Origin of the sequence: Actinosynnema mirum DSM 43827, from assembly GCF_000023245.1 — a bacterium.
In the GTDB taxonomy this organism is placed as follows: domain Bacteria; phylum Actinomycetota; class Actinomycetes; order Mycobacteriales; family Pseudonocardiaceae; genus Actinosynnema; species Actinosynnema mirum.
Map to the genome: position 1 here is coordinate 3,516,011 of NC_013093.1, position 24,940 is coordinate 3,540,950.

The following is a 24,940-nucleotide window of genomic DNA, read 5'->3' on the forward strand; positions in this document are numbered from 1 at the left end:
CTCATATACCGTCGCGACGGCCAGATTGAAACCTTTCATTCCTGGAGGCGCTGATGCCAACGCAGGAGCCGCCACCGCTGGAGGTCCGCGCCGTCACCAAGTCCTTCGGCGCCGTCGCCGCCGTGCGCGGCTGCTCGTTCCCGCTGCACGCGGGCGAGGCGCACGCCCTGGTCGGCGAGAACGGCGCGGGCAAGTCCACCGTCGTCAACGTCCTCGCGGGCGTCCACCGGCCCGACAGCGGCGCCCTGCTCGTCGACGGCGCCCCGACCACCTTCGGCTCACCGGCCGACGCCAAGGCGGCGGGCATCGCGGTCATCCACCAGGAGCCCACCCTGTTCCCGGACCTGAGCGTCGCCGAGAACATCGCCGTGGGCGCCCACCCGCTGCGCCGCTTCCGCCGGATCGACCGCGCCGCCATGCGCGCCACGGCCCGCGCCCTGTTCGAGCGGCTCGGCGTGCGGCTCGACGCGGACCGGCCCGCGCGCGGGCTCTCCATCGCCGACCAGCAGCTCGTCGAGATCGCCAAGGCCCTGGCCGGGAACGCGCGCGTGCTGGTCATGGACGAGCCCACCGCCGCCCTGTCCGCCATCGAGGTCGACCGGCTCTTCTCCGTCGTCCGCGCCCTCCAGGCGGACGGCGCGGCGGTGCTGTTCATCTCGCACCGCTTCGAGGAGATCACCGCGCTCTGCCAGCGCGTCACGGTCCTGCGCGACGGCGCCCACGTCTCCACCGACCCGATCACCGAGGTCACCGAGGACGAGCTGGTGCGCCGCATGGTCGGCCGCGAGCCGGACGCCCTGTTCCCCAAGCAGGCCGTGACCCCCGGCGAGGTCGTGCTCTCGGTGCGCGGCCTCACCCGGACCGGGGTGTTCGCCGACGTCGACTTCGACGTGCGCGCCGGCGAGATCGTCGCCCTCGCCGGACTCGTCGGGGCAGGCCGCTCCGAGATCGTGCAGGCCGTCTTCGGCGTCGACCGCCGCGACCGGGGCGCCGTCCACGTCGACGGCCGCGAGGTCCGGCCGAACTCGCCGCGCGCCGCCATGGCCGCGGGCATGGCGCTGGTGCCCGAGGACCGCCGCCGGCAGGGCCTGCTGGTCGAGCTGTCCGTGCAGCGCAACGTCACCCTGCCGCGCTCGCGCGAACTGGCCGTGGCGGGCCTGCTCACCGGACGCGCCGAGCACCGCGAGGCGCTGCGCTGGACCGAGCGGCTGCGCGCCAAGTACGGCAGGCTCACCGACCCGGTCGGCACCCTCTCCGGCGGCAACCAGCAGAAGGTCGTGCTGGCCAAGTGGCTGGCCACCACCCCGAGGGTGCTCATCGTCGACGAGCCCACCAGGGGCGTCGACGTGGGCGCCAAGGCCGAGGTGCACCGGCTCGTCTCGGCGCTCGCGGCGGAGGGCGTCGCGATCCTCATGGTCTCGTCCGAGCTGCCCGAGGTGCTCGGCATGGCCGACCGGGTGCTCGTGGTGCGCGAGGGCCGCCTGGTCGCCGAGCTCCCGCGCGAGCGCGCCGACGAGGAGAGCGTGGTCGCCGCCGCGATGGGGCGCGCGGCATGACCACGACGCAGGAACCGTTATCCCCCAACGACTCCTGGTGGTCCTCGATCACCCGCGCCCGCGAGCTGGGCATCGTGGTCGGCCTCGTCGCGCTGGTCGCCGTCACCGCCTCGGCCAACCCGCGCTTCCTGTCCGCGCAGAGCCTGCGCGACGTGCTGCTCGGCGCGTCCATCCTCACCGTCCTGGCGGTGGGCCAGACCGTCGTCGTGATCACCCGCAACATCGACCTGTCGGTCGGCTCCGTGCTGGGCCTGAGCGCGTTCGCGGTCGGCTCCCTGGTCCGCGACCACCCAGGGACCCCGGTCGCCGCCGCGCTGCTGGCCGGTGCGGGCATCGGGGTCGCGTGCGGGCTGCTCAACGCGGTCCTGGTGCGCTACGGCGGCGTCCCCGCGCTGGTGGTCACCCTCGGCACCCTCTACGCCTACCGGGGCCTGGTGCACACCTGGGCGGGCGGCGGGCAGATCACCGCCGACGAGCTCCCGCGCGGCTTCCTCGCCTTCGCCGACGGCGGGGTGCTGGGCGTGCCGTGGCTGGTGGTCGTCGCGCTCGTCGTCACCACCGCCGCGACGGTGCTGCTGCGGGACTTCCGCCTCGGCCGCGAGCTGTACGCCATGGGATCCAGCCCGCGCGCCGCGCAGCTGGCGGGCATCCGGACCGGCCGCAACACGCTGATCGCGTTCGCCGCCTCCGGGGCGCTCGCCGGGCTCGGCGGGGTGCTGCACGCCGTCCGCTTCGGCACCGTCGACGCCGCCGCGGGCACCGGGTTCGAGCTGACCGTGGTCGCGGCGGCCGTCGTCGGCGGCGTCGCGGTGTTCGGCGGCAGCGGGACCGCGTGGGGCGCGGCGCTGGGCGCGCTGCTGCTCACCACGATCGGCAGCGCCCTGCCGGTGCTGGAGATCGACCAGTTCTGGCAGCAGACCATCGTCGGCGCGCTGATCCTCGTGGCGATCGGCCTCGACCGCCTGGTGGCGCTGCGCGCGGCCAGGGCGCTGCGGAAGGGAGGTTCCCGTGTCCGCTAGGCGACTGCTCGGCTGGGACGCGGCGATCATCGTGGTGGCGCTGCTGGCCGTGGCGCTGTCCTCGGTGCTGGTCGACGGCTTCGGCACCACCCGCAACGCGGGCTACCTGGTGCTGGACCTGCTGCCGATCGCGCTGCTGGCGCTGCCGATGACGTTCGTCGTGATCACCGGCGAGATCGACCTGTCGGTGGCCAGCACGCTCGGTCTGACCTCGGCGGTGCTGGGCGCGCTGTGGGACGCGGGCCTGCCCATCGAGACGATCATGCCGCTGTGCGTGCTGCTCGGCGCGCTGCTGGGCGCGGTGAACGGGCTGTTCGTGACGGTGTTCACGCTGCCCTCGCTGGCGGTCACCATCGGCACCATGGCCCTGTTCCGGGGCCTGGCGTTCGTGGTGCTGGGCGACTCGGCGGTCGCCGACTACCCGGCCTCGTTCACCGGCTGGGTCACCGGCAGCTCCGGGGGTGTGCCGAACGTGCTGCTCCCGCTGGCGCTGCTGGCGATCGCGTTCACCGTGGTGCTGCACGCCACCCCGGTCGGGCGCGCGGTGTACGCGGCGGGCGCGGGCCAGGAGGCGGCCCGGTTCTCCGGCGTCCGGGTGGACCGGCTCAAGTTCTGGCTGTACGTCACCTCCGGCGCGGTCGCCGGGCTCGCCGGGGTGCTGTGGACGCTGCGCTACTCCAGCGCCCGCGCCGACAACGGGGCCGGGCTGGAGCTGGCCGTGGTCGCCGCGGTGTTGCTGGGCGGGGTGTCCATCTTCGGCGGCAAGGGCGCGATGCCCGGCGTGCTGGCGGGCGTGCTGCTGCTGGGCACGCTGCAGAGCGCGCTGCGCCTGTCGGACGTGACCAACGAGGCGCTCACCATCGTGACCGGCGGGCTCCTGGTGGTCTCGGTGCTGCTGCCCAACCTGCTGCGCGCCGCCACCCGCCGACGCGCGGGCCCCGCGTCCGCAAGACCGGGCGCGCCAACGACAACCCCGTGACGACCCGACGGCGAGAGAAGGCGACACCGATGTCCCCAACCCCCACCGCCCGCGTCCGCACCGCCGCCCTGGTGGCCGCGCTGCTGGTCGGGCTCACCGCCTGCGGCGGCACCACCAAGGGCGACGGCGACCCCGGAGCGGCGAGCGGCGGTCCCACCGCGAGCGCCGACCCGGACGCGCCGCTGCGCGAGGGCGTGAAGATGGCGTTCCTGCCCAAGCAGCTCAACAACCCGTACAGCGACATCGAGGGCGAGGGCGGCAAGGAGGGCGTCGAGGAGCTGAAGGGCGAGTTCAAGCTCGTCGGCCCCAACGACGCCAGCGCCTCCTCCCAGGTCAGCTACATCAACACGCTGATCCAGCAGCAGCAGGACGTCATCGGCATCGCCGCCAACGACCAGAACGCGGTGTGCCCCTCGCTCAAGCAGGCGCGCGAGGCGGGCATCAAGGTCGTCTCGTTCGACTCCGACGCCGCGAAGGACTGCCGCGACGTGTTCGTCAACCAGGCCACCGCGCAGGGCATCGGCGAGAAGCTCGTGGAGATGGCCTCGCAGCTCGCCGGCGGCTCCGGGGAGATCGCGGTCCTGTCCGCGACCCCCAACGCCACCAACCAGAACGCCTGGATCGCGGTCGTCGAGACCGAGCTGGCCAAGCCGCAGAACTCCGGGCTCAAGCTGGTGAAGACGGTCTACGGCAACGACGACGACCAGAAGTCCTTCCAGGAGGCCCAGGGCCTGCTCCAGGCGCACCCTGACCTGGAGGTCATCGTCGCCCCCACCACGGTCGGCATCGCCGCCGCCGCCCGCTACGTCGGCTCCTCCAGCTACAAGGGCAAGGTCGCCGTGACGGGCCTGGGCACCCCCAACCAGATGCGCGAGCACGTCAAGAACGGGACCGTGGAGCGGTTCGCGCTGTGGGACCCGGCCGACATCGGCTACCTCGCCGCGCACGCGGGCGTCGCCCTCGCCTCCGGCCGCATCACCGGCGCGCAGGGCGAGGAGTTCACGGCGGGCAGGCTCGGCGACTACACGATCGGCGCGGACGGCGAGGTCGTCCTCGGCCCGCCCACGGTGTTCGACGCCGCCAACATCGACCAGTTCGACTTCTGACCACCGGCGCGGCCCCGGCTCGCGCGAGCGCGCCGGGGCCGTCCCCCGAGCAGGAAACGGCGGTGCCACCCGTGCCCGAGCCGACCCCCGAGCGGTTGAGCGCAGTCAAGCAAGCCCTGTCCCGGCAAACGATCGAGACCCCGTCGTGGGCGTTCGGCAACTCCGGCACCCGCTTCAAGGTCTTCGCGCAGGCCGGTGTGCCGCGCACCGTCGAGGAGAAGGTCGACGACGCCGCCGCGGTGCACCGGTTCACCGGCGTCGCGCCGTCCGTCGCGCTGCACGTCCCGTGGGACCGGGTGGACGACTACGGCGCGCTCGCCCGGTACGCCGCCGACCGGGGCGTGCGGCTGGGCGCGATCAACACCAACGTCTTCCAGGACGACGACTACAAGCTCGGCTCGGTCACCAACCCCGACCCGCGGGTGCGGCGCAAGGCCACCGACCACCTGCTGCACGCCGTGGACGTCATGGACGCCACCGGGTCGTCCGACCTGAAGCTGTGGTTCTCGGACGGGACCAACTACCCCGGCCAGGACGACCTGCGCGACCGCCAGGACCGGCTCGCCGCCGCGCTGCGCGAGACGTACGCCCGGCTCGGCGACGGCCAGCGGCTCCTGCTGGAGTACAAGCTGTTCGAGCCCGCCTTCTACGCCACCGACGTCCCGGACTGGGGCACCTCGTACGCGCACTGCGCCGAGCTGGGCCCGAAGGCGCGGGTGTGCATCGACACCGGCCACCACGCGCCGGGCACGAACATCGAGTTCATCGTCGCCTTCCTGCTGCGGCAGGACAAGCTCGGCGCGTTCGACTTCAACTCGCGCTTCTACGCCGACGACGACCTGATGGTGGGCGCGGCCGACCCGTTCCAGCTGTTCCGGATCATGAACGAGATCGTGCGCGCCGACGCGCTGGACCCGGTGGCGGGCATCAACTTCATGCTCGACCAGTGCCACAACATCGAGGCCAAGATCCCGGCGGTGATCCGGTCGGTGATGAACGTCCAGGAGGCCACGGCCAAGGCGCTGCTGGTGGACCGGGAGGCGCTGTCGGCCGCGCAGGCCGAGGGGGACGTGCTGGAGGCCAACGCGGTGCTCATGGACGCCTACAACACCGACGTGCGCCCGCTGCTGGCGCAGGTGCGCGCGGACGCCGGGCTCGACCCCGACCCCGTCGCGGCCTACAAGCGCAGCGGGTACCAGCAGGAGATCGTGGCCGCGCGCGCCGACGGGCGGCAGGCCGGATGGGGAGCGTGAGCATGTCCGTGCCCGAGGAGCTGATCGCCCGCAGCAACGCGCTGGGGAGCGATCCGCGCACCACCAACTACGCGGGCGGCAACACCTCCGCCAAGGGCGCCGGACCCGACCCGGTCACCGGCCGGGACGTGGAACTGCTGTGGGTCAAGGGATCGGGCGGCGACCTGGGCACGCTCACCCCGGCCGGGCTGGCGGTGCTGCGGCTGGACCGCTTGCGCGCGCTGGTCGACGTCTACCCCGGCGAGGCGCGCGAGGACGAGATGGTCGCCGCGTTCGACCACTGCCTGCACGGCAGGGGCGGGGCCGCGCCGTCGATCGACACCGCCATGCACGGGCTGGTCGACGCCGCGCACGTGGACCACCTGCACCCGGACTCCGGCATCGCCCTGGCCACCGCCGCCGACGGCCCCGCCCTGACCCGCGAGTGCTTCGGCGACCGGGTGGCCTGGGTCGACTGGCGCAGGCCCGGTTTCCAGCTGGGGCTGGACATCGCGGAGGTCCAGCGGGCCAACCCGGACGCCATCGGCGTGGTCCTGGGCGGGCACGGCATCACCGCGTGGGGCGCGACCTCGCAGGAGTGCGCCGCGCACTCGCTGGAGATCATCCGCACCGCGGAGGAGTTCCTGGCGCGCAAGGGTTCCGAGGAGCCGTTCGGCGCGGTCGTGCCCGGTTTCCAGGCCCTGCCCGAGGACGAGCGGCACGCGCGCGCCGCCGCGCTCGCCCCGGTGGTCAGGGGCCTGGCCTCCACCGACGCGCGCCAGGTCGGGCACTACACCGACTGCCACGCCGTGCTGGACTTCTGCGCGCGCGAGAAGCTCGCCGAGCTGGCCGCGCTGGGCACCTCGTGCCCGGACCACTTCCTGCGCACCAAGGTCCGGCCCCTGGTGCTGGACCTGCCGCCGTCCACGCCCCTGGACGAGACCGTCGCACGGCTGCGCGAGCTGCACGCCGCCTACCGCGAGGACTACCGCGCCTACTACGAGCGGCACGCGCTCCCCGACTCGCCGCCGATGCGCGGCGCGGACCCGGCGGTCGTGCTCGTGCCGGGCGTGGGCATGTTCTCCTTCGGCAAGGACAAGCAGACCGCGCGCGTGGCCGGGGAGTTCTACGTCAACGCGGTCAACGTCATGCGCGGCGCCGAGTCCGTCTCCCGGTACGCGCCGATCCCCGAGTCGGAGAAGTTCCGCATCGAGTACTGGGAGCTGGAGGAGGCCAAGCTCCGCCGGATGCCCGCGCCCAAGCCGCTCGCCGGGCGCGTCGCGCTGGTCACCGGCGCGGGCTCCGGGATCGGCAAGGCGGTGGCGGAGAGGCTCACGGCGGAAGGGGCCTGCGTCGTCGTGGCCGACCTGGACGGGGCGTCCGCGAAGGCCGTCGCCGAGGGGATCGGCGGGCCGGACCGGGCGGTTCCGGTGGTCGCCGACGTCACCGACGCCGCGCAGGTGGACGCGGCGGTCGCGGCGGCGGCGCTCGCGTTCGGCGGGCTCGACCTGGTGGTCAACAACGCCGGGCTGTCCATCTCGAAGTCGTTGCTGGACACCACCGAGCAGGACTGGGACCTCCAGCACCGGGTCATGGCGCGCGGCTCGTTCCTGGTCGCCAAGGCCGCCGCCCGCACCATGATCGACCAGGGCATCGGTGGCGACGTCGTCTACATCGCCTCCAAGAACTCGGTCTTCGCCGGGCCCAACAACGTCGCCTACGGCGCGGCCAAGGCCGACCAGGCGCACCAGGTGCGGCTGCTGGCCGCCGAGCTGGGCGGGCACGGCATCCGCGTCAACGGCGTCAACCCGGACGGGGTGGTGCGCGGCAGCGGCATCTTCGCGGGCGGCTGGGGGGCGCGGCGGGCCGCCGTGTACGGGGTGCCCGAGGAGGAGCTGGGCGCGTTCTACGCGCAGCGCACGCTGCTCAAGCGCGAGGTGCTGCCCGAGCACGTGGCGGCGGCGGTGTTCGCGCTGACCGGCGGGGAGCTGTCGCTGACCACGGGGCTGCACGTGCCGGTCGACGCCGGTGTCGCCGCGGCGTTCCTGCGGTAGAGGGGGCGCGCGGTGCGGGTGGCGGCGGTGGACCTCGGGGCCACCAGCGGGCGGGTCGTGGTCGGCGAGGTCGGCGGCGGCCGGGTGGGGCTGACGCAGGTGCGGCGGTTCCCCAACGGGCCGGTGGACGGCGGCGGCGTGCTGCGCTGGGACACCGGCGCGCTGTTCGCCGAGTCGGTGGCCGGGCTGCGCGAGGCCGGTCCGCTGGACGGGATCGGGATCGACTCGTGGGCGGTGGACTACGGCCTGCTCGACGCGGACGGCGCGCTGCTGCGCCCGCCCGCGCACCACCGGGACGGGCGCACCGCCGGGATGCCCGCGCGGGTGCACGCCCTGGTGCCGGAGGCGGAGCTGTACGCGGTCGGCGGGGTGCAGGCGCTGCCGTTCACCACCGTGTACCAGCTCGCCGCCGAGACCGACCTCGACCGGGCGGCGACGCTGCTGCTGATCCCCGACCTGCTGGTGCACCACCTCACCGGGGCGGTCGGGGCCGAGCGGACCAACGCCTCCACCACCGGCCTGTACGACGCGCGGGCGGGGGAGTGGGCGCTCGGGGTGGCCGAGCGGGTCGGGGTTCCCGGCCGGTTGCTGCCGCCGCTGCGCTCGCAGGGAGAGGTGCTCGGGACCGCGCTGGGCGCGCCCGTCGTCGCGGTCGGCTCGCACGACACCGCGTCCGCCGTGCTGGGCGCGCCCGCGCGGCCGGACCGGCCGTTCGCCTACCTGTCCTCGGGGACGTGGTCGCTCATCGGGGTCGAGCTGGAACGGCCCCTGCTGACCGAGGCGGCGCGGCTGGGCGGGTTCGGGAACGAGGCCGGGGTCGACGGCACGACCCGGTTGCTGCGCAACGTGATGGGGCTGTGGGTGCTCACCGAGACGCTGCGGGCGTGGGGGAGCGAGGACCTGGCCGGCGCGTTGGCGTCGGCGGCGGACGCGCCCGCGTTCGGGCCGGTGGTGGACGTGGACGCGCCGGGGTTCCTGCCACCCGGCGACATGCCCGCGCGGATCGCCGCGGCCTGCCGGGCGAGCGGGCAGCGCGAGCCGGGGACGCGCGGCGAGGTGGTGCGGTGCGTGCTGGAGAGCCTGGCGCTGGCGTACCGGCGGGCGCTGCGCGGGCTGGAGCGGGTGACCGGGACGGCGGTGGAGGTGCTGCACGTGGTCGGGGGAGGGGCGCGCAACGAGCTGCTGTGCGCGCTGACCGCCGACGCGTGCGGCGTGCCGGTGGTGGCCGGGCCGGTGGAGGCGACGGCGCTGGGGAACGTGCTGGTGCAGGCGCGGGCGCTGGGCGCGGACCTGCCGGACCGGTGGGCGGTGCGCGAGCTGGTCGCGGCGTCGACGGCGCTGCGGGTCCACCGGCCGGGGGACGGGCGGGCGTGGGACGCCCTCGAGGCGCGCGCCGGGGCTGCGGGGGTGTGGGGGTAGCCGCCAGGATGGGCGCGTGGACGAACAGGTCATCCCCATCCTCCGCGTCGAGCACGCCCCCACCGCCGTCGACTGGTACGCCCGGCTCGGCTTCGAGCAGCGGTCGGTGCACCGCTTCGCACCGGGGCTGCCCGCGTTCGTGGAGGTGGCCAGGGGCGAGGTGCGGCTGTTCCTGTCCGAGCACACCGGCGACGCCCGGCCGGACACGCTGGTGTACCTGCGGGTGCGCGACGTGGACGTGGTCGCGGGCGAGTTCGGCGTGCCGGTGGAGGAGGCGCCGTGGGGCCGCGAGGTCGAGCTGCGCGACCCCGACGGCAACCGGCTGCGGATCGGCTCACCGCGCTGAGGCGCGCCGCCGGTCCGCCGTCAGGGGGCGCTCAGCGGGACAGCCGGTCCCGCACGCGGTCGGCCCGCGCCGGCAGGTCGGTGGTGTCGCGCAGCAGGCGGCCGTCGCGCTTGACCGCCCTGCCCGCCACCAGCACGGTCTCCACGTCGCCCCGCTCCGCGCTCTGCACCACCGCGCCCACCGGGGCGTGCACCGGGGCGAGGCCGGGCCGGTCCGCGCGCAGCACGACCAGGTCGGCCTGCTTGCCCGGCGTCAGCGAGCCGGTCTCGTCCCCCACGCCCAGCGCCCGCGCGCCGTTGATCGTCGCGGCCTCCAGCGCCTGCCGCGAGGTCATCAGCGGGGGTGGCGGCTCGTCCCGGCCCGGCGCGCCGGGGCCGTGCAGGGCCATGAGCCTGGCCACCTGGAGCCCCGACCGCATCTGGGCGAACACGTCGCCCGCGCCCGTGGACTCCACGTCCGTGCTCAGCGTCGGCCGCAGCCCCGCCGCCAGCGCGTCCACCAGCGGCGGCGTCCCGTGGCCCATCAGCATCTCCGCCACCGGCGCCACGGACAGCGCCGCGCCGCTCTCGGCGAGCACCGCCAGCTCCGCCGCGGCCAGTCCCGTGCCGTGGACGAACACCGCCCTCGGCCCGAACACGCCCAGGTCCCGCAGGTCGCTCGGCTCCAGCCCGCCCCGCCCGCCCAGGCAGTGCAGCACGACCGGCACGTCCAGCTCGCTCGCCAGCGCCCAGTTCCACCGCGCCGCCTCCGGGGTGAACGCGTCCACGCACAACCCCATGCGCACCCGCGCGTCCCGGTCCGGCAGCAGCTCGGCCAGCACCCGCACCCCCGCCTCGGACAGGCCGCCGTGGTCGGGCCGGTCCTCGCCCATCGCGCTGTGGCCGAACGCGAACACCGCCCGCAGCCCCGACTCGCGCAGCGCGGCGACCGCGGCCTCGGTGCGGCCGGGGCGGTCGTTGATGTTGGCCACGTCCTGCGCCGTCGTGATGCCCGCGTCGAGCGCGGTCAGCGCGCTGAGAGCGGTGCCGACGTGCGCGTCCTCCTCGGTGAGCCGGGACCCGCAGTGGCCGAGGACGTCGGCGAAGTACTCGGGCAGCGTCTGGTCCGCGCCCCGGCCGCGCAGCACCGCCAGCCACATGTGCCGGTGCGAGTCCACGAAACCGGGGACCACGATCCGGCCGGTCCCGTCCACGACCAGGTCCGCGCCGACCAGGTCGCCGAGCCGCTCGTTCATGGTCAGCAGGGTCGTGTTGGCGATCGCCAGGCGGTGGGGCAAGTCCGGCCTCCGCGCTCGGGGGAGAAGCGGAGGCCGGCAACGGGGATGTGGTGCGGGACACCCCTTTCCGGGGCGCCGGGGGAGTGCTCCTCCGACACCCCGAAGCCGTCAGGGGCGCCGGAACTCCGGCTGGTCCAGCACGCGCAGCCAGGTCCCGTCCGGCTGCCTGCGGGCCACCTGCGCCCGCGCGCCCGCGCCGTCCGACGGCGGCGTGGAGGTCAGCGCCAGGTCGCCGCTGAGCAGCGTCGGCAGCGGGGGCTCCGGGGTGAAGCGCGGGCGGTGGGCCAGGACCGACGCCCACAGGGCCTCGATCGCGGCCCGGCCCACCGTCACCTCGCCGGGCGGGTAGGCCATGACCGCGTCCGGCTCGTACAGCTCGGCCACGCCCCGCGCGTCACCGGCGTTGGAGCGCTCGACGAACAGCCTGGTCAGGTCTTCGGGGGTCTGCGCTTTTTCTCGGTCAACCACGTGCCCCAGCCTGCGCGGCGCGCGATCAGAAGTCCAACAGCTGGATCTGATCGGAACTAGCATTCCCGTTCATGGATCTGCGTCAGCTGGAGTACCTGGTCGCCGTCGCCGAGGAGCGCAGCTTCACCCGCGCCGCCGCGCGCGTGCACGTGTCGCAGTCCGGGGTGAGCGCGCAGGTCCGGCAGCTGGAGCGCGAGCTCGGGGCTGAGCTGTTCGACCGCACCAGCCGCGTCGTGGCGCTGACCGCCGCGGGCGAGGTCGCGCTGGAGCACGCCCGCGCCGCGCTCGCCTCGGCCGCCGCGCTCGGGCAGGCGGTGGGGGAGGTGGCCGGGGTGGTGCGCGGCTCGCTCGTGGTGGGCATGGTCGCGGGTTGCGCGCTCACGCCGCTGTTCGACGCGCTCGCCGCGTTCCACCGCGCCCACCCCGGCGTGCGGCTGCGCTTGCTGGAGGGGGTGTCGGAGGGGCTGGTGGACGAGGTGCGGCGCGGTGGGCTGGACCTGGCGCTGGTCGGGGTCGCGCAGCCGCCGGAGGGGCTGGAGGTGGCGGTGGTGGTGGACGACCCGCTCGTCGCGCTGGTCCCCGAGGGGCACCCGGTCGCCTCGGGCGCGGACCCGTTCGCGCACCCGCTGGTGGCGATGCCGAGGGGGACCGGGCTGCGGGCGGCGCTGGACGCGCGGTGCGCGGCGTCGGGGGAGCGGCCGGAGGTCGTGCTGGAGGCGAGCGCGCCGGACGCGGTGGCCGCGCTCGCGGCGCGGGGGTTGGGGGTCGCGGTGCTGGGGGCGTCGATGGCGCCCGCGTACCCGGACCTGGTCGCCGCGCCGATCCCGGACACCCGCGCGCTGCTGGCGCTGGTGTGGCGGGATCGGGCGTCGCCCGCGGCTCGGGCCCTCCTGGGAATTATTCGGAATAATTCCTTCAGTGTTGACTAAAAGGAATCCTCCGGGAGACTGCGGCGAGCCCGGACCCGGACGACCACGAGGAGGACGACGGCGATCGCCACGGCCGCGAGCACCACGGTCTGGAAGGCGCCCGCGCAGTCGTCGACCACGTGCCAGTTCGCCCCCAGCAGGGAGCCCGCCACGACGAACACCGAGTTCCAGACCAGGCTCCCGGCGGTGGTCAGGAGCAGGAACCTCGTGGGGGACATGCGCTCCACCCCGGCGGGCGGGGAGATGACGCTGCGGAACAGCGGCACCGTCCGGCCCGTGAACACCGCCCTGGTCCGGTCGCGGCCCAGCAGCGCGCCCAGCAGTCCCAGGAGACCATCGCGGAGCTGCGGCAGGTGGCGCTGCGGGTGCACCCAGGCAGGTTGCCCGCCGCCGTGGAGGTGGCGCTGTACTTCGTGGCGTCCGAGGCGGTCAACAACGCGGTCAAGCACGCGGGGGCCACGCGTGTGGAGGTCGTCGTGGCGGAGCGGGACGGGCGGGTCGAGCTGAGCGTGTCCGACGACGGGGCGGGTGGCGCCGATCCGGCCGGGCCGGGGCTGTCCGGGTTGGCGCGACGGGTGCTGGCGGCCGACGGGGTGTTCGGGGTGGACAGCCCGGCGGGCGGGCCCGCCGTGGTGCGGTACCTGGGGCAGGACGGGGAAGTCAGCCGTCGGTGGGGGCCGGGGGGAACTGCGCGCGCACCACGAACCCGTTCTCCACCTGGCCCGTCTCCAGGTGGCCGCCCGCCTGGGTGACGCGCTCGCGCATCCCCAGCAGCCCGTAGCCCGAGCCGGGGACGGTGGTGGGCGGGCTGCTCGGCTCGCCGTTGCCCACCGTCACGACCAGGGCGCCCAGCTCGTCGGCCACCAGCGACACCCGCACGGGCGCGCCGGGCGCGTGCTTGCCCGCGTTGGTCAGCGCCTCCTGCACCACCCGGTAGGCCGCGCGCTCCGCCGCCGCGCCGACCACGGGCAGGTCCTCGTCCCGGCGCGCCAACCGCACGTCGCCGGGGGCGTCGGCGATCAGCGCGGGGATGCCGTCCAGGCCGGGGGCGCTCTCCTCGGCGTCGTCCTCGCGCAGCACCCGCAGCACGTCGCGCAGCTCCGACAGCGCGGCGGTGCTGGACCTGCGGATGACCTCGGCGGCGTCGGCGACCTGGCCCTCGCCGACCACGGTCAGCGCGCCGGACTGCAGGGCGATCACGCTGACCCGGTGCGCGACCACGTCGTGCATCTCGCGGGCGATGCGCCTGCGCTCGGCGGTGACGGCGCGCTCGGCCAGCAGGTCGCGCTCGCGCTCGGCGGTCTCGGCGCGCTCGCCCAGCAGGCCCACCACGCGCGTGCGCTGGTGCACCCACATGCCGGTGAGCACGGGGATCAGCACCGGGATCGTGTTGAGCAGCACCACGAACAGCCAGTGGCTGGCCTCGTAGTTCAGCCTGGGCAGGAACAGCGCGTACACCGCAGCCGCGCCCGCCCAGGTGCGCCAGGACGTGCCGAAGCGGGCCGCCGTGCTGTGCAGGGCGACGAACACCAGGTACGTCGTCGTGTCGAGCGCCAGCATCGCCAGGCCGACCGCGAGCGTCGCCAGCGGCCAGCGGCGGCGCAGCAGCACGGCGGGCGCGGTGAGCAGCACCCCGGCCACCGCGCCGAGCGGGCCGTGGGCGCCTGCCAGCTCCACGGCCGAGATCGTGGTCAGGAAGACCGCCAGCAGCGCGTCGAACGCCAGCGACCGCGCACGGCCCTGCCAGGGGGCCAGCAGGCGCCGCCTCGACGTCAGCCGAGCGGGCTCGGGTCCAGCAGGTACCGCTCCAGCACCGGTCCGATCCACGCCCCCACCTCCTCACGCCCCATGGCCGCCAGCGGCGGCACCCGCAGCACGTACCGCGTGAACGCCAGCCCCAGCACCTGGGAGCCGACCAGCGCCGCCCGCTCGGCGGGCCGGTCCACCGCGATCTCGGCCAGCGCGGGCGCCACCTGGCCGGTGAACACCCCCAGCATCGCCTCGGCGGCGGCCGGGCTGCTCGCCGCCGCGCGCAGCAGCGACAGGAACCCGGCGTCGTGCTCCCACACCGCGAAGAACCGGTCCAGCAGCACCGCCGCGACCCGGTCCCCCGGCAGTCCGCGCAGGTCGGGCAGGCGCAGGTCGAACGCGGCGGCCTCGGCGAACAGCGCCTCCTTGCCGCCGAAGTACCGCACCACCAGCGCCGCGTCCACGCCCGCGTCGGCCGCGACGTCGCGCACCCGCACCCGGTCGAACCCGCCCTCGCCGAAGCGGGCGCGCGCGGCGTCCAGGATCGCCGCCCTGGTCGCCTCGGCGGAGCGCTTGCGGGGTGGTGCGGGCACGGGGCAAGTCAACAGGGCGTGCGCGCGAGTGGCCTAACCGGCCCCGGTCATCGGCGCGCCCACCCTCGGGTCCTTGGTGTTGACCAGGAACGACGTGGCGGGCAGCGACCCGTCGGCGCGGCGCTCGCCCTCGGCGCTGGCGGGGTCGACCTCGCGCAGCACGTCACCGCCCCAGCCCTGCTCGTTCCAGGTGTTGCCCCGCGCGACCGCGCCGTCGCCGAGCAGGGCCTGCTCGCGGTTGCCCAGCGCCAGGTTGTCGCGCAGCCGGGCGGGGGCGTCGCGCAGGGCGAAGCCGTCACCGGCGTTGCGGAACGCGCTGCTGCCGGACAGCTCGTGCCCGGCCCGGCCCGCGCTGGTGAACCCGTCGCCGTTGTTCTTCCACGCCGCGCTGCGCAGCACCGCGTGCGGGCCGCCCGTGCCGAGGTCGAAGCCGTGCCCGGAGCCGAGGGCGCGCGGGAAGCCCCAGCGGTTGATCCCGTTGCCGTAGGCCCAGTTCGAGTCCAGGGTGACCTTGCCTGCGAAGGCGCCGAGGCTGATGCCGTCGTCCACGTTGTCGTAGGCGCGGCAGCCGCGCACGGCGTTGCCCCCGCCGGACCCGGTGGTGAACGCGAGGCCGTCCGCCTCCCGGCCCTCGGCGTCCCGGTTGTGGTGGAAGTCGCCGTCCACCACCAGGTTCCCGGACGCGGCGCCGGAGAAGGCGAGCCCGGCGCCCAGGTTGTCGTGCAGGGACAGCCGCTGGAACGTGCTGCCGCTGCACGAGGCGCAGGCCACCGCGCCCGCCGGGCCCTTGATGACCTCCAGGTCGCGCACCACCCAGTGCGCGCCGCGCACGGTCAGCATCGGCCGCGCGCCGACCTGGCTCGCGTCCAGGATCACGTGGTCGCCTGACGCGGCGGCCAGTGTGATGGGCTTGTCGGGCGTGCCGGAGGCGGTCAGCTCCACGGCCTCGTTGGGGCGGTGGATGCCGTCCTTGAGGTAGATGGTCTGACCGGGGCGCGCCACGGCGGCGGCCCGGCCGAGCGTGGCGAACGGGTCCTGCTCGGTGCCCGCCGCGCCGTCGCTGCCCCTGGGGGACACGAAGAAGCTGATCGGGGTGGCGGTGGTCGGCGGCGCGGTGGAACTCGCGGGCGGCGTTCCGGTCGGGGTGTCCGGTGTGGACCGACCGGTCGCGGTCGGGAGCGTCAGCTCGGTCGGCGGGTCCGGTTGTCCCGGCAGCGGGATCAGGTACACCGCGAGCGCGACGGCGGTGATCAGCCCGGCGGCGGGGAGCGCCGCGGCCAGCGGCTTGCCCGAGGCGTACCCGGCGACCACCTTGAGCGCCCCGCCCGCCGAGGGCGCGACGCCCTGCGGCAGCGCGGACACCGCGGCCTGCAACCCGGCGGGCACGAGCAGCAGCCCGGCCTGCGCGGCGAAGTACTCGGCGGGGAAGCGCGGAGCGCCCACGTCCAGGCAGCGCGCGCAGCCGCGCACGTGCTTGGTGGCGCGCTTGAACCACCGGTCGCCGCCGTCCACGCCGCCGCACGCGGACAGCTCCGGGCAGCGCGGCACGGCCCGCCACGCGCGCAGCGCCGTGCGCGCCAGCAGCAGCCGCTCCCTCATGCGCTGCACCCGCACCGCCGTGTGCGGCACGCTCAGCCGCAGCGCGCCCGCGACCTCGGCGCGCGAGAGCAGCCCGTTGACCTCCTGCCACCACAGGGAGAACAGCTCCCGGTCGGCGGGCGCGAGCCAGCGGGTGGCGTCCAGCACCTCGCGCGACTCGGCGACCTGGCCCATCCGGTTCGCGGTGCGCTCGGCCAGGTCCTGGCCGGGCGCGGCGGTCTCGGGCAGCTCGTCCAGCGGCAGCGCCGGGCGGCGCCCGCGCACGTGGTCGCGCACCTGCCGGATCGTCGTGGTCACCAGCCAGGCCCGGAACCGCTCGGGGTCCTTGAGGTCGCCGACGTGCCGCACCACCCGGATCATGGTCTCCTGCGCGACGTCCTCGGCGTCGGCGTCACCGGGCAGCGCCCGCGCGACCACGTTGTGCACCAGGGGCAGCGCCGAGGAGACGAGCTCGCGCACCGCGTCGGGGTCGCCCGCCTGGGCGGCCAGCACCACCTGGGCGTCGACGAGGGCATCCACGCCTGAGTCCTCCCGTGCGCCGCTGCTCTCCCCCGGCGCCACGACGCGCCGGGGTGGCGGGGGAGCGGAGTCTGGCACAGGGCCGGAATCGGTGTAAAGAGCGCACTTCCCCCGTGCCGGGCGTGCGACGTGGGGGTGGTGCGTCCCGCCGGACGGGGCTGAGGTGGGCGAACGGCCCAGCGCGCGGACGTCCGATCGGCGGATCGGGGTGGCCGTCGCGCCGGAAGGGCAGGGGGCGGCGGGCGGGCGCACCGGTGCGGCCGGGTGGGTGCGGCGCGGTGCGGCCGGACGCGCGTGGGGCGCGGGCGTGGACCGACCGGGTCAGGAGCGGCGGCTGCCCGGCGCGCCGGGGGCTCCCTCCGGCGGGTGGGGGAGCGGCGGCCCGCCGGGTGCCGGGGGTGCGGCCGGGCGTCCGCCGGGGGCCACGCGGGCGCGCGCGGGTTCGGGATGGCCTGCGGGGGTTCAGGAGTGCGCGGGCAGCGTCCACACCAGGGCCACCAGCGCGACGGCCACCACCAGCGCGGTGAGGCCGAGCAGCGCGCCCCCGCCCGGCAGCTCGGGGTGCTCGTGCGCCAGCAGCGCCCGGTAGGCGCGGGCCGAGCGCCGTTCCGCCAGCGCCCACAGCGCCGCGCACACCACCAGGAACACCGGCCCCACGGCCAGCGACCACGCTCCCAGCACCGGCGGCAGCACCCGCAGCGACACCAGCGCCGTCGCGGCCACCGCGAGCACGGTGCGCCGCCACGCCAGCAGGGTCCGCTCGGGCTGCAGACCGGGGTCGAACCGGGCGCGCTCAGCCACGGCGGGTCACCGCAGGACCGTGCCCAGCACCAGCAGCAGCGCCACCGCCGCCACCCCGACCACCAGCGGCAGCAGCACCCCGGACGAGGGCAGCGGCTCGCCGCGCCGCATCGCCCGCTCGGCGGCGGCCCACCCCCGCCAGGCCAGCGGCGGCACGACCAGGCCCAGCGCCAGCAGCACCAGGGACGCGGCCAGCCGCAGCCCGGAGTGGATCGGCACGTGCAGCGCCTCCAGCGCCACCCCGCCCGCCACGAGCGCCAGCGAGGTCCTGATCCAGGCCAGGAAGGTGCGCTCGTTGGCCAGGGTGAACCGGGGGTCGGGTTCGGCGCCGTGGTCGTAGACCCCGCGCGGGAAGCGGCGCAGGCTCACGCCGCGACCTCGCCGGGGCTGTGCTCCACGGGCGCCATGCTATGCCACGCCAGGGTGCCCCGTCCGGCGCGGCGGAGGGCCCCGGACGGCGCACCGCGCCCCGGCGTCAGGCCCCCGGTTCCAGCAGCACCGGCAGCTCCTCCAGCCCGTTGATCACCGACGACCCCAGCAGCCGCAACCGCGCCTCCGGCACCGCCAGCCGCAGCCTCGGGAAGCGGCCGAACAGCTCGCGCAGCGCGATCTCCAGCTCCTGCCTGGCCAGCGCCGCGCCGAGGCAGAAGTGCGCGCCCACCCCGAACCCGATGTGCCCGGCGCCCTGCGGCAGCGACAGGTCGAACGGCGCGCCGTCCCGGTTCGCGCCCGCCAGCGACACCAGGATCGGTTCGCCGCGCCGCACCAGCGCGCCCGCCACCACCAGGTCCTGCGCCGCGTAGCGCGCCCGCAGCCCGCGCACCGGCCCGTTCCAGCGCAGCCCCACCTCGGCCACGTGCGACCACGGGTGCTCGCCCGCCAGCGCCGCCGCGAGCTGCACCGGGTGGGTGAGCAGCGCGTGCACGGTGTTGGACAGCGCGTGCACGGTGGTCTCGTGGCCCGCCAGCAGGAGCAGGTCCAGCGTGCCGACCAGCTCCTCGTCGGTGCACCGGCCGCCCCCACCCGCCTCGACCAGGGCGCTGGTCAGGTCGTCGGCCGGTTCGGCCCGCCTGCGCCGCACCAGCTCGCCGAGCGCCTCCCGCACCTGCGCCGACGCCGTGACCCGCGCCGTCTCGCTGGAGCGACCGTCGACCTGGGCGGCGTAGCGCTCGCTGAACCAGTCCAGCTCGTCCCGGCCGGTGATGCCGAACAGCTCGAACACCACGATCACCGGCAGCGGGTGGCAGAACCGCTCCTTCAGGTCGACGGGCGAGCCGGGGGCCAGGTCGTCCAGCAGCCGGCGGGTGATCGCGGTGACGCGGGGTTCCATCGCCTTGACCCGCTTGGCGGTGAACCCGGTGGCGGCGATCCCGCGCAGCCTGCGGTGCTCGGCGCCGTCGCGGTTGATCATCGAGTGCGCGGTGAGCATCGGCAGCAGCGTCCAGTCCGGCGGCACCTCGCCCCGCTGCAGGGCGGCCCACTCGTCGGGGTGCTTGGACAGCGGCGGCCGGACGTCCAGCACGGCGCGGGCGGTCTCCTCGGTGGTGGCCACCCAGGCCCGCACGCCGTCCGCGTCGACCGGGACAAGCGGCCCGATCTCCTTGAGCAGCCGGTGCTCCTCGTGCGTGGGGGTGGTGTGGTCGAGCACGTGCAGGGGTTCGGCGAGCGAGTGCTCGTGGCGGACCTCGGGGGGCGCTTCCTGCTGGGCCGTCTCGTCGTGAGCCGTCATGGTGGGGCCTCCGGTGCGGGATCGGCACGAGCGGGGCCGGGCTCACGGTAGTGCCGCCCGAGGTCCGGGCGTGAGGGCCGATCGGCCGACCACGCGCCACCGCTCGCCTGGAATGGCGCCGGAAGGTGACCGGAACCGTTCGCGGATATGCAGGAAAGCGCTTACCGGCAGTTCGGCGGCACACGGGTGGAGCAGGGCTCCGGAAACCCGCGCGAACGCGAACCCCGGACGCCCCAACAATTCCCCCGCTTCACCGCCCCCGCTCGCCCGCCGCCGCCAGCAGCGAGCGGCCCAGCGCGGTCGCGGTGTGCAGCGACTGCCCGCGTCGCCTGCTCGTGCGCAGCAGTCCCGCCTCCCGCAGCACCGACGCGTGCCTGCTCGCCGACGCCGCCGACGTGCCCACCCGGCGCGCCAGCTCGGTCGTGCTCGCCCCGGCCCGCGAGCACTCCAGCACCGCGCACCGGGTCGGCCCGAGCAGCGCGTCCAGCCCCGGCGCCGCGCCCCCGCTCCACCGGTCGCCCTCGTCCAGGGGGTGCACCAGCACCGGCGGCAGCTCCGGGTCGGCCAGCGTCACCGGGGTGCGGCAGAAGTACGACGGCACCAGCCGCAGCCCCCGCCCGGCGAGCCGCACCTCCCGCTCGGCGCGGTGCGCCACCTCCAGCACCGGTGGCCGCCACCGCACGTGCGGGCCCAGCCCGGACAGCAGCGCGTGCACACCGCCGTCCACCAGGTCGCGGGCCCGCCGCGCCCGGTCCGCGGCGGCGCTCTCGGCCACCACGCCCGCGTGCGGCTCGACGAGCTTGGCGTGCAGCCTGCGCAGGCACTCCGCCAGCTCGCCCAGCGCGTCCGCCCCGCCGTGCGCCACCGGTCCCGGCAGCCGCGACCGACCCAGCTCGGCCCTGGCCCTGCGCGGCGGGGTGGCCCGCACCGCGTCCAGCCCGGCGGCCAGGCCGTGCGCCTGCTCGGGCGGGGTCAGCAGGTCCGGCGCGGGCGTGAGCAGGCGCAGCACGGCCAGGTCGCGGTCCCCCGGCCGCAGCCGCGCGCGGGTCTCGGCGGCCCAGCGCCGGAACGCGGCGGGCCGGTCCCGGTCGTGCAGCCTCCGGCACGCCAGGACCACGTCCCACAGCGGTTCCGACCCGCTCGCCACGACGGTCCCCACCAGGTCGTCGGTCGTGAAGACGATGCGCAACACAGTTCCCCCTCTGTTGCTCGCCAGGACATCCTGGCCACCCCGGTGGCTCGGGGTGGGAGGTTCGGGAGGAGTTCACCCCGTCGGGAGCGCGCTTGCGCCCAGGGTGAAGGGACGTCGGCGAGAACGCTTCCACCGCAGCTCGGCGCGCCCGTCCCGACCGGGGTTTGCGCCTGCGCGCAAAACCGTGGCGGTCACCGCGTCGCGGCGGGCACCTTGGTCCCGCACCACCGAGTCAGACCACCGAGGGGGAAACGATGAGGGGAATCACCAAGGCCGCCGTCGCGGTCGCCGCCGTCTCGATGCCCGCCGTGCTGTTCGCGGTCCCCGCGCAGGCCGCGCCGAAGGCCGAGGCCGAGTTCGGGGCGCAGCACTTCGCGTGCGGCAGCGGCGCCCGGCCCAACCGGGACCCGATCAGCGCCATCACCGGGGCCAGCTCCGGCGCGCGCATCCGCACCGGGTCCGCCACGTCCTGCACCGCGCCCGGCTCGATCCAGCCGTCCGACCAGCTGGACTACTACTGCTACACGCTCGGCAACGACGGCTACACGTGGACGTACCTGCGCAACCGGCGCACCGGCGTCCAGGGCTGGACCAGGGACGACCTGCTGCCGGGCGGCGGCAGCAACTACGTCTGCTGAGCCGACCGCTGAAAGCGCTTGCCGCCTTCCGCGCCAAGGGGTTCCGGCGCGGAAGGCGGCAAGCGGGCGAACGACGCCGGCCGCGGCTGGTGTTCGCGACCGGCGCCCGTTCGGGGGCCCTGGCTCAGGCGGCGCTGCCCAGGTCCAGCTCGGAGGCGAGCGCGTTGAACACGGCCACGTTGCACTCGAACGCCACGCAGGTCTCCACGATCACCCGCTCCCGCTCGACCTGGCTCCACCCGGCGGTGTCCAGGGAGTCGCGGTAGCGCTTGCGGAAGCCGGGGAGGCCACCGGCCACGTCGAACCGGTAGAACGCGGCGCCCGCGTCGACCAGCCCGTACCGCTGGGCCAGCAGCCGCCGGATGACCTGGCCGCCCGCGACGTCGCCGAGGTAGCGGGTGTAGTGGTGGGCGACGAACCCGCCGGACCACCGCCCGGCCTCGCGGATGCGCCGCACGTACGACTCGGTGGCGGGCACCGGGGCGATCCGCTCCCGCCAGTCCGGGCCGATCAGGTGCGCCAGGTCCTGCTCCAGCGCGGGGACGCGGCGCAGCTCCGGCTCGGTGAACCGGCTGGCGATCGGGTCGTCGGCGAGCGCGTCGGCCCGCTCCTCCAGCGCCCCGTAGATGAAGTAGTACTGCTCGGCGAGCCTGGTGTACGCCCCGAGGTCGAGGCGCTCGCCCAGGAGCGCCTCCATGTACCCGGTCCGCTCGGCGCGCTCGTGCTCCTTGCGGGTGGCGGCGCGCAGCTCGGCTGAGAAGGGGGTCGCGGTGTCCATCTGCGGCTCCTGGGGTCGGCGCGCTGCGGTGATCTCCGACCCTAGGGCGCACGATCAAGTTAGGCAAGCCTAATAAGGCGTCGTCCAGAGGGTGAAACGCAAACTTCGCGCGCAGGGAGCAATTGCGCGACCACTCTCCGCGCACGTCGGGCGCGGGGTGCAGGATCGACCTGGAACCCCGAGGAGGTCGCGTGTCCCTGCTGTCCCGCCCCGCCGTCGCCGACGCGGTGGCCAGGAGGCTCAAGTCGTTCATGACCCCGCGCGGCGACCCCGCCACCCCGTACCTGGGCGCGCGCGGCCGGGTCGGCCAGGTCGTCGTGCCCACCCGGCACGGGGACGTGCCCTGCGCGGTCTACCACCCGCCCGCCGACGTGGCCCCGGCCGGTTCGGGGGTGTACCTGAACCTGCACGGCGGCGGCTTCGCCATCGGCTACCCCGGCCAGGACGACTCGTGGTGCCGCTACCTGGCCGCCGAGACCGGCGTGGTCGTGCTCAACGCGGACTACGCCACCAGCCCCGAGCACCGCTTCCCGGTGCCGGTCGAGCAGACCTACGACGTCCTCGCCTGGGCCGCCGGGCCGGACCGCGACTGGGACGGCTCACGGCTGTGCGTGGGCGGGCAGAGCGCGGGCGGCTCGCTCGCGGCGGGCGCGGCGCGGCTGGCGCTGGAGCGGGGTGGACCGGCCGTCGCGCTCCAGGTGCTGCACTACGCGCCGCTCGACCTGGTCACGCCCGGCAAGGACAAGCGGCTGGCCGGGCCGAGGTCGATGCTGCGCCCGTGGATGGCCGAGGTGTTCGACACCGCCTACATCCCCGACCCCGAGGTGCGGCGCGACCGGCTGGCCTCGCCCGCGTGGGGCGACAACGCGGTGGGCGTCGAGGGCATCGCCCCGGCGGTGGTGATCACCTGCGAGCACGACCGGCTGCGCGACGAGGGCGTGGCGTACGCGCGGGCCCTGGACGCGGCGGGCGCGCTGGCCGAGCACCACGAGGTGCGCGGGTACGACCACGGCTACAACTTCCGGGGCGGCGCGCCCCGCGAGGTCGTGGACGCGGTCTACGCCCGCATCGCCGGGCACGTCCGCAGGGCGGTGGGCGGGGGCTGAGGAGCGTGGGCCTGCGCGGACTGGGCCGTGCTGGGCCGCGGCGGCGCGGCGAGCGTGCGCCACCGTCGCGGGCGCCGCCGCGCACCGCACCGCGCCCCCCGCCGTCCCGGCCGGGGACTTCCTCGCCGGGCGCCCGTCGCGTCCGGCCGGTGTCGCGGAGCCCTCTCCCATGCCTCCTGCCGTCCACGTCCTCGCGCTGGCCGTGTTCGCCCGGGCCGCCTCCGAGTTCATGCTGTCCGGCCTGGTCCACCCCCTGGCCGCCGACCTCGACGTCCCGCTCGCCGCCGCGGGCGTCCTGACCTCGGGGTTCGCCCCGGGGATGGTGCTGGGCGCGCCGCTCGCCGCCGCGCTGAGCCTGCGCTGGCCGCCCCGCCGGGCGCTGACCGCGTTCCTGACCGCGTTCCTGCCGGCCCACGTGCTGGGCGCCCTCGCCCCCGGTGTCGCGGTGCTGCTGGCCACCAGGGTGGTCGCCGCGCTCGCCACCGCCGGGTTCCTGGCCGTCGCGCTCGGGACCGCCGCGCGGCTCGCGGGTCCCGGCGCCCAGGGGCGGGCCACCGCGACCCTGCTGGGGGGGCGCCACCACCGCCTGCGTGGTGGGCGTCCCGGCGGGCGCGCTGCTCGGCGACCTGTGGGGCTGGCGGTCCGCGTTCCGGGCCGTCGCCCTGCTCACCGCGCCCGCCCTGGTCGCGGTCCTGCGCTCGGTCCCCGCCGGTGGCGGCGTCGCGCTGGCCGAGGGCGCTCGGGCCACGCTGCTCGTCAGCGCCGCCCTCACCGGTGGCGCGCTGGTGTGCGGCTCACGCCGCCTGGCGGCCACCCGCGCCTGAGACCCCCGCCTTTGAACCGCCGAGGGGCCGGGTCGTCACCCGACGACCCGGCCACCCCAAACCCCCACGAATCACCCGTTCCGCCCGTCCCCCAACGCATCCCACCCGACCGACCGGAGGGTCGGCCTCCGCTAACCGGAGGCGCGTGGCACGATGCCCGAGGTTCAAGAACGGGAGCGGGAGCGGCTGATGAAGTACGTGGCGATCGGTGACAGCTTCACCGAGGGCGTCGGTGACGAACTGCCGGACGGGACCGTCCGGGGCTGGGCCGACCTGGTCGCCCAGGGGCTCGCGACGGCGCTGCCCGACGAGGAGGTCGAGTACGCCAACCTCGCCATCCGGGGCAGGTTGATCACCCCCATCGCCACCGAGCAGCTCGAGGCTGCCCTCGCGCTCAAGCCCACGCTGCTCTCGTTCAACGGCGGCGGCAACGACATGATGCGCCCCGGCATGGACACCTCCAAGGTGCTCGCGCTGATCGAGCGCGTCGTGCGCCGCTGCGCCGAGGAGGACGTCCGGCTGATCCTGATCAGCGGCCCGAACCCCGGCGCGGGCCTGCCGTTCGGCGGCGTCATCGACCGCCGCGGCAGCGAGCTGACCAGGGCCGTCACCCCGCTGCGCGACCGGCCGAACCTGGTGCTGGTCGACATCTTCAACGACGCCGAGATCCGCCGCCCCGCCTACTGGGCCCCGGACCGCCTGCACCTCAACGCCGCAGGTCACCGCAGGGCCGCCGCGCTGATCCTCAGCGCGCTCGGGCACCACACCGAGGCCGAGATCGTCGCCCCGGACGCCGACGAGCGCTCGCGCGGCCTGCTCCACGAGCTGCGCTACTACCGCGAGCACGTCCTGCCGTGGCTGGGCCGCAGGCTCGGCGGTCGCTCCTCCGGCGACAACCGCACCGCCAAGGGCGCGGTGTGGTCCCCGGTGCCCAAGCTCTGACCTGCGCGGGGGAGGGCGGCGCCATCGGCGCCGCCCTCCCGCCTCACCCGAACGCCCCCGCGCCGACCGCGCGCTGTGAACTGGCT

General features: G+C 75.7%; 24 protein-coding genes and 2 pseudogenes. 15 read left to right on the top strand and 11 right to left on the bottom strand.

Annotation, left to right across the window (positions count from 1 at the left end; translation table 11 throughout):
- The first annotated feature begins 53 nt into the window (after nt 1-53).
- From AMIR_RS15210 to AMIR_RS15245, 8 genes are all read left to right on the top strand, one after another.
- The gene (locus AMIR_RS15210; RefSeq protein ID WP_015801849.1) at nt 54-1,556 is read left to right on the top strand and encodes a sugar ABC transporter ATP-binding protein; all 1,503 of its coding nucleotides are present in this window, start codon (nt 54-56) and stop codon (nt 1,554-1,556) included.
- The gene (locus tag AMIR_RS15215; RefSeq protein WP_015801850.1) at nt 1,553-2,575 is read left to right on the top strand and encodes an ABC transporter permease; all 1,023 of its coding nucleotides are present in this window, start codon (nt 1,553-1,555) and stop codon (nt 2,573-2,575) included. Before AMIR_RS15210 ends, AMIR_RS15215 begins: the two co-directional genes overlap by 4 nt.
- Nucleotides 2,565-3,554, top strand: coding sequence for an ABC transporter permease (locus tag AMIR_RS15220; protein ID WP_015801851.1), 990 nt, complete (start codon nt 2,565-2,567; stop codon nt 3,552-3,554). The genes AMIR_RS15215 and AMIR_RS15220 overlap by 11 nt, the downstream gene beginning before the upstream one ends.
- Nucleotides 3,555-3,583: 29 nt before the next feature.
- A complete protein-coding gene (gene rhaS, locus AMIR_RS15225) occupies nt 3,584-4,660 on the top strand; it encodes a rhamnose ABC transporter substrate-binding protein (RefSeq protein WP_015801852.1) in 1,077 nt (358 codons plus the stop codon).
- Between the two features lie 62 nt (nt 4,661-4,722).
- Complete coding sequence (rhaI, locus tag AMIR_RS15230; RefSeq protein WP_015801853.1) at nt 4,723-5,913, top strand: L-rhamnose isomerase; 1,191 nt, start codon at nt 4,723-4,725, stop codon at nt 5,911-5,913.
- Between the two features lie 2 nt (nt 5,914-5,915).
- The gene (locus AMIR_RS15235; RefSeq protein ID WP_015801854.1) at nt 5,916-7,946 is read left to right on the top strand and encodes a bifunctional rhamnulose-1-phosphate aldolase/short-chain dehydrogenase; all 2,031 of its coding nucleotides are present in this window, start codon (nt 5,916-5,918) and stop codon (nt 7,944-7,946) included.
- A 12-nt stretch (nt 7,947-7,958) separates the two neighbouring features.
- Nucleotides 7,959-9,365 (top strand): rhamnulokinase, encoded by a 1,407-nt coding sequence (locus tag AMIR_RS15240; protein WP_015801855.1) that lies wholly within the window; start codon nt 7,959-7,961, stop codon nt 9,363-9,365.
- Nucleotides 9,366-9,381: 16 nt separating this feature from the next.
- Nucleotides 9,382-9,711 carry a glyoxalase superfamily protein gene (locus AMIR_RS15245; protein WP_015801856.1) on the top strand — a complete coding sequence of 110 codons (330 nt, stop codon included), beginning with the start codon at nt 9,382-9,384 and terminating at the stop codon, nt 9,709-9,711.
- A gap of 31 nt (nt 9,712-9,742) precedes the next feature.
- Here the strand turns inward: AMIR_RS15245 and AMIR_RS15250 are convergent, their stop codons facing one another.
- Entirely contained in the window at nt 9,743-10,987 is a 1,245-nt protein-coding gene (locus tag AMIR_RS15250) for an amidohydrolase family protein (RefSeq protein WP_015801857.1), read from the bottom strand.
- Nucleotides 10,988-11,095: 108 nt separating this feature from the next.
- Nucleotides 11,096-11,455, bottom strand: a complete 360-nt coding sequence (locus tag AMIR_RS15255; RefSeq protein ID WP_015801858.1) for a YybH family protein — start codon at nt 11,453-11,455, stop codon at nt 11,096-11,098.
- 71 nt (nt 11,456-11,526) lie between these two features.
- On the opposite strand from AMIR_RS15255, the gene AMIR_RS15260 reads away from it, so the two are divergent.
- Nucleotides 11,527-12,384 carry a LysR family transcriptional regulator gene (locus tag AMIR_RS15260; protein ID WP_015801859.1) on the top strand — a complete coding sequence of 286 codons (858 nt, stop codon included), beginning with the start codon at nt 11,527-11,529 and terminating at the stop codon, nt 12,382-12,384.
- On the opposite strand, the pseudogene AMIR_RS41880 reads toward AMIR_RS15260, so the two are convergent.
- A pseudogene (locus AMIR_RS41880) lies at nt 12,381-12,704 on the bottom strand (DedA family protein); the annotation flags it as partial. The gene AMIR_RS15260 and the pseudogene AMIR_RS41880 sit on opposite strands and share 4 nt — an antisense overlap.
- A gap of 33 nt (nt 12,705-12,737) precedes the next feature.
- On the opposite strand from AMIR_RS41880, the gene AMIR_RS41885 reads away from it, so the two are divergent.
- A complete protein-coding gene (locus AMIR_RS41885) occupies nt 12,738-13,136 on the top strand; it encodes a sensor histidine kinase (RefSeq protein ID WP_245554616.1) in 399 nt (132 codons plus the stop codon).
- Here AMIR_RS41885 and AMIR_RS15270 read toward each other — a convergent pair.
- The 7 genes from AMIR_RS15270 to AMIR_RS15300 all read right to left on the bottom strand — a co-directional run bounded on the left by AMIR_RS15270 (nt 13,045) and on the right by AMIR_RS15300 (nt 20,566).
- A complete protein-coding gene (locus tag AMIR_RS15270; RefSeq protein WP_015801860.1) occupies nt 13,045-14,211 on the bottom strand; it encodes a sensor histidine kinase in 1,167 nt (388 codons plus the stop codon). The two genes, AMIR_RS41885 and AMIR_RS15270, sit on opposite strands and share 92 nt — an antisense overlap.
- Nucleotides 14,157-14,726, bottom strand: a complete 570-nt coding sequence (locus AMIR_RS15275; protein ID WP_015801861.1) for a TetR/AcrR family transcriptional regulator — start codon at nt 14,724-14,726, stop codon at nt 14,157-14,159. The genes AMIR_RS15270 and AMIR_RS15275 overlap by 55 nt, the downstream gene beginning before the upstream one ends.
- 33 nt (nt 14,727-14,759) lie before the next feature.
- Nucleotides 14,760-16,844, bottom strand: a complete 2,085-nt coding sequence (locus tag AMIR_RS15280; protein WP_015801862.1) for a sigma-70 family RNA polymerase sigma factor — start codon at nt 16,842-16,844, stop codon at nt 14,760-14,762.
- Between the two features lie 462 nt (nt 16,845-17,306).
- Nucleotides 17,307-17,645 (bottom strand): DUF202 domain-containing protein, encoded by a 339-nt coding sequence (locus tag AMIR_RS15285; RefSeq protein WP_015801863.1) that lies wholly within the window; start codon nt 17,643-17,645, stop codon nt 17,307-17,309.
- Nucleotides 17,646-17,651: 6 nt separating this feature from the next.
- Complete coding sequence (locus tag AMIR_RS15290; protein ID WP_015801864.1) at nt 17,652-18,014, bottom strand: YidH family protein; 363 nt, start codon at nt 18,012-18,014, stop codon at nt 17,652-17,654.
- Nucleotides 18,015-18,120: 106 nt separating this feature from the next.
- Nucleotides 18,121-19,374 carry a cytochrome P450 family protein gene (locus AMIR_RS42750; protein ID WP_015801865.1) on the bottom strand — a complete coding sequence of 418 codons (1,254 nt, stop codon included), beginning with the start codon at nt 19,372-19,374 and terminating at the stop codon, nt 18,121-18,123.
- Nucleotides 19,375-19,624: 250 nt separating this feature from the next.
- Nucleotides 19,625-20,566 carry a helix-turn-helix domain-containing protein gene (locus AMIR_RS15300; RefSeq protein ID WP_015801866.1) on the bottom strand — a complete coding sequence of 314 codons (942 nt, stop codon included), beginning with the start codon at nt 20,564-20,566 and terminating at the stop codon, nt 19,625-19,627.
- Nucleotides 20,567-20,820: 254 nt separating this feature from the next.
- On the opposite strand from AMIR_RS15300, the gene AMIR_RS15305 reads away from it, so the two are divergent.
- Nucleotides 20,821-21,204 (top strand): hypothetical protein, encoded by a 384-nt coding sequence (locus tag AMIR_RS15305; RefSeq protein WP_015801867.1) that lies wholly within the window; start codon nt 20,821-20,823, stop codon nt 21,202-21,204.
- A gap of 124 nt (nt 21,205-21,328) precedes the next feature.
- Here AMIR_RS15305 and AMIR_RS15310 read toward each other — a convergent pair whose 3' ends face one another.
- A complete protein-coding gene (locus AMIR_RS15310) occupies nt 21,329-21,982 on the bottom strand; it encodes a biliverdin-producing heme oxygenase (protein WP_015801868.1) in 654 nt (217 codons plus the stop codon).
- A gap of 191 nt (nt 21,983-22,173) precedes the next feature.
- Between AMIR_RS15310 and AMIR_RS15315 the strand changes: the two genes are divergently transcribed.
- From AMIR_RS15315 to AMIR_RS15325, 4 genes and pseudogenes are all read left to right on the top strand, one after another.
- Nucleotides 22,174-23,088, top strand: coding sequence for an alpha/beta hydrolase fold domain-containing protein (locus tag AMIR_RS15315; RefSeq protein WP_015801869.1), 915 nt, complete (start codon nt 22,174-22,176; stop codon nt 23,086-23,088).
- Nucleotides 23,089-23,317: 229 nt separating this feature from the next.
- Nucleotides 23,318-23,596 (top strand): annotated as a pseudogene (locus AMIR_RS43055) (Cmx/CmrA family chloramphenicol efflux MFS transporter); the annotation flags it as partial.
- A gap of 82 nt (nt 23,597-23,678) precedes the next feature.
- A complete protein-coding gene (locus tag AMIR_RS43060) occupies nt 23,679-23,912 on the top strand; it encodes a hypothetical protein (RefSeq protein WP_143760740.1) in 234 nt (77 codons plus the stop codon).
- Between the two features lie 153 nt (nt 23,913-24,065).
- Nucleotides 24,066-24,854, top strand: coding sequence for an SGNH/GDSL hydrolase family protein (locus AMIR_RS15325; protein WP_015801870.1), 789 nt, complete (start codon nt 24,066-24,068; stop codon nt 24,852-24,854).
- The last annotated feature ends 86 nt before the right edge of the window (nt 24,855-24,940 follow it).

Bases quoted from the DNA above. Each gene is read 5' to 3' on its own strand.
- AMIR_RS15210 (WP_015801849.1), top strand. From the start codon at position 54: ATGCCAACGCAGGAGCCGCCACCGCTGGAGGTCCGCGCCGTCACCAAG.
- AMIR_RS15215 (WP_015801850.1), top strand. From the start codon at position 1,553: ATGACCACGACGCAGGAACCGTTATCCCCCAACGACTCCTGGTGGTCC.
- rhaS (WP_015801852.1), top strand. From the start codon at position 3,584: ATGTCCCCAACCCCCACCGCCCGCGTCCGCACCGCCGCCCTGGTGGCC.
- AMIR_RS15235 (WP_015801854.1), top strand. From the start codon at position 5,916: ATGTCCGTGCCCGAGGAGCTGATCGCCCGCAGCAACGCGCTGGGGAGC.
- AMIR_RS15260 (WP_015801859.1), top strand. From the start codon at position 11,527: ATGGATCTGCGTCAGCTGGAGTACCTGGTCGCCGTCGCCGAGGAGCGC.
- AMIR_RS42750 (WP_015801865.1), bottom strand. From the start codon at position 19,374: ATGACGGCTCACGACGAGACGGCCCAGCAGGAAGCGCCCCCCGAGGTC.
- AMIR_RS15305 (WP_015801867.1), top strand. From the start codon at position 20,821: ATGAGGGGAATCACCAAGGCCGCCGTCGCGGTCGCCGCCGTCTCGATG.
- AMIR_RS15310 (WP_015801868.1), bottom strand. From the start codon at position 21,982: ATGGACACCGCGACCCCCTTCTCAGCCGAGCTGCGCGCCGCCACCCGC.
- AMIR_RS15325 (WP_015801870.1), top strand. From the start codon at position 24,066: ATGCCCGAGGTTCAAGAACGGGAGCGGGAGCGGCTGATGAAGTACGTG.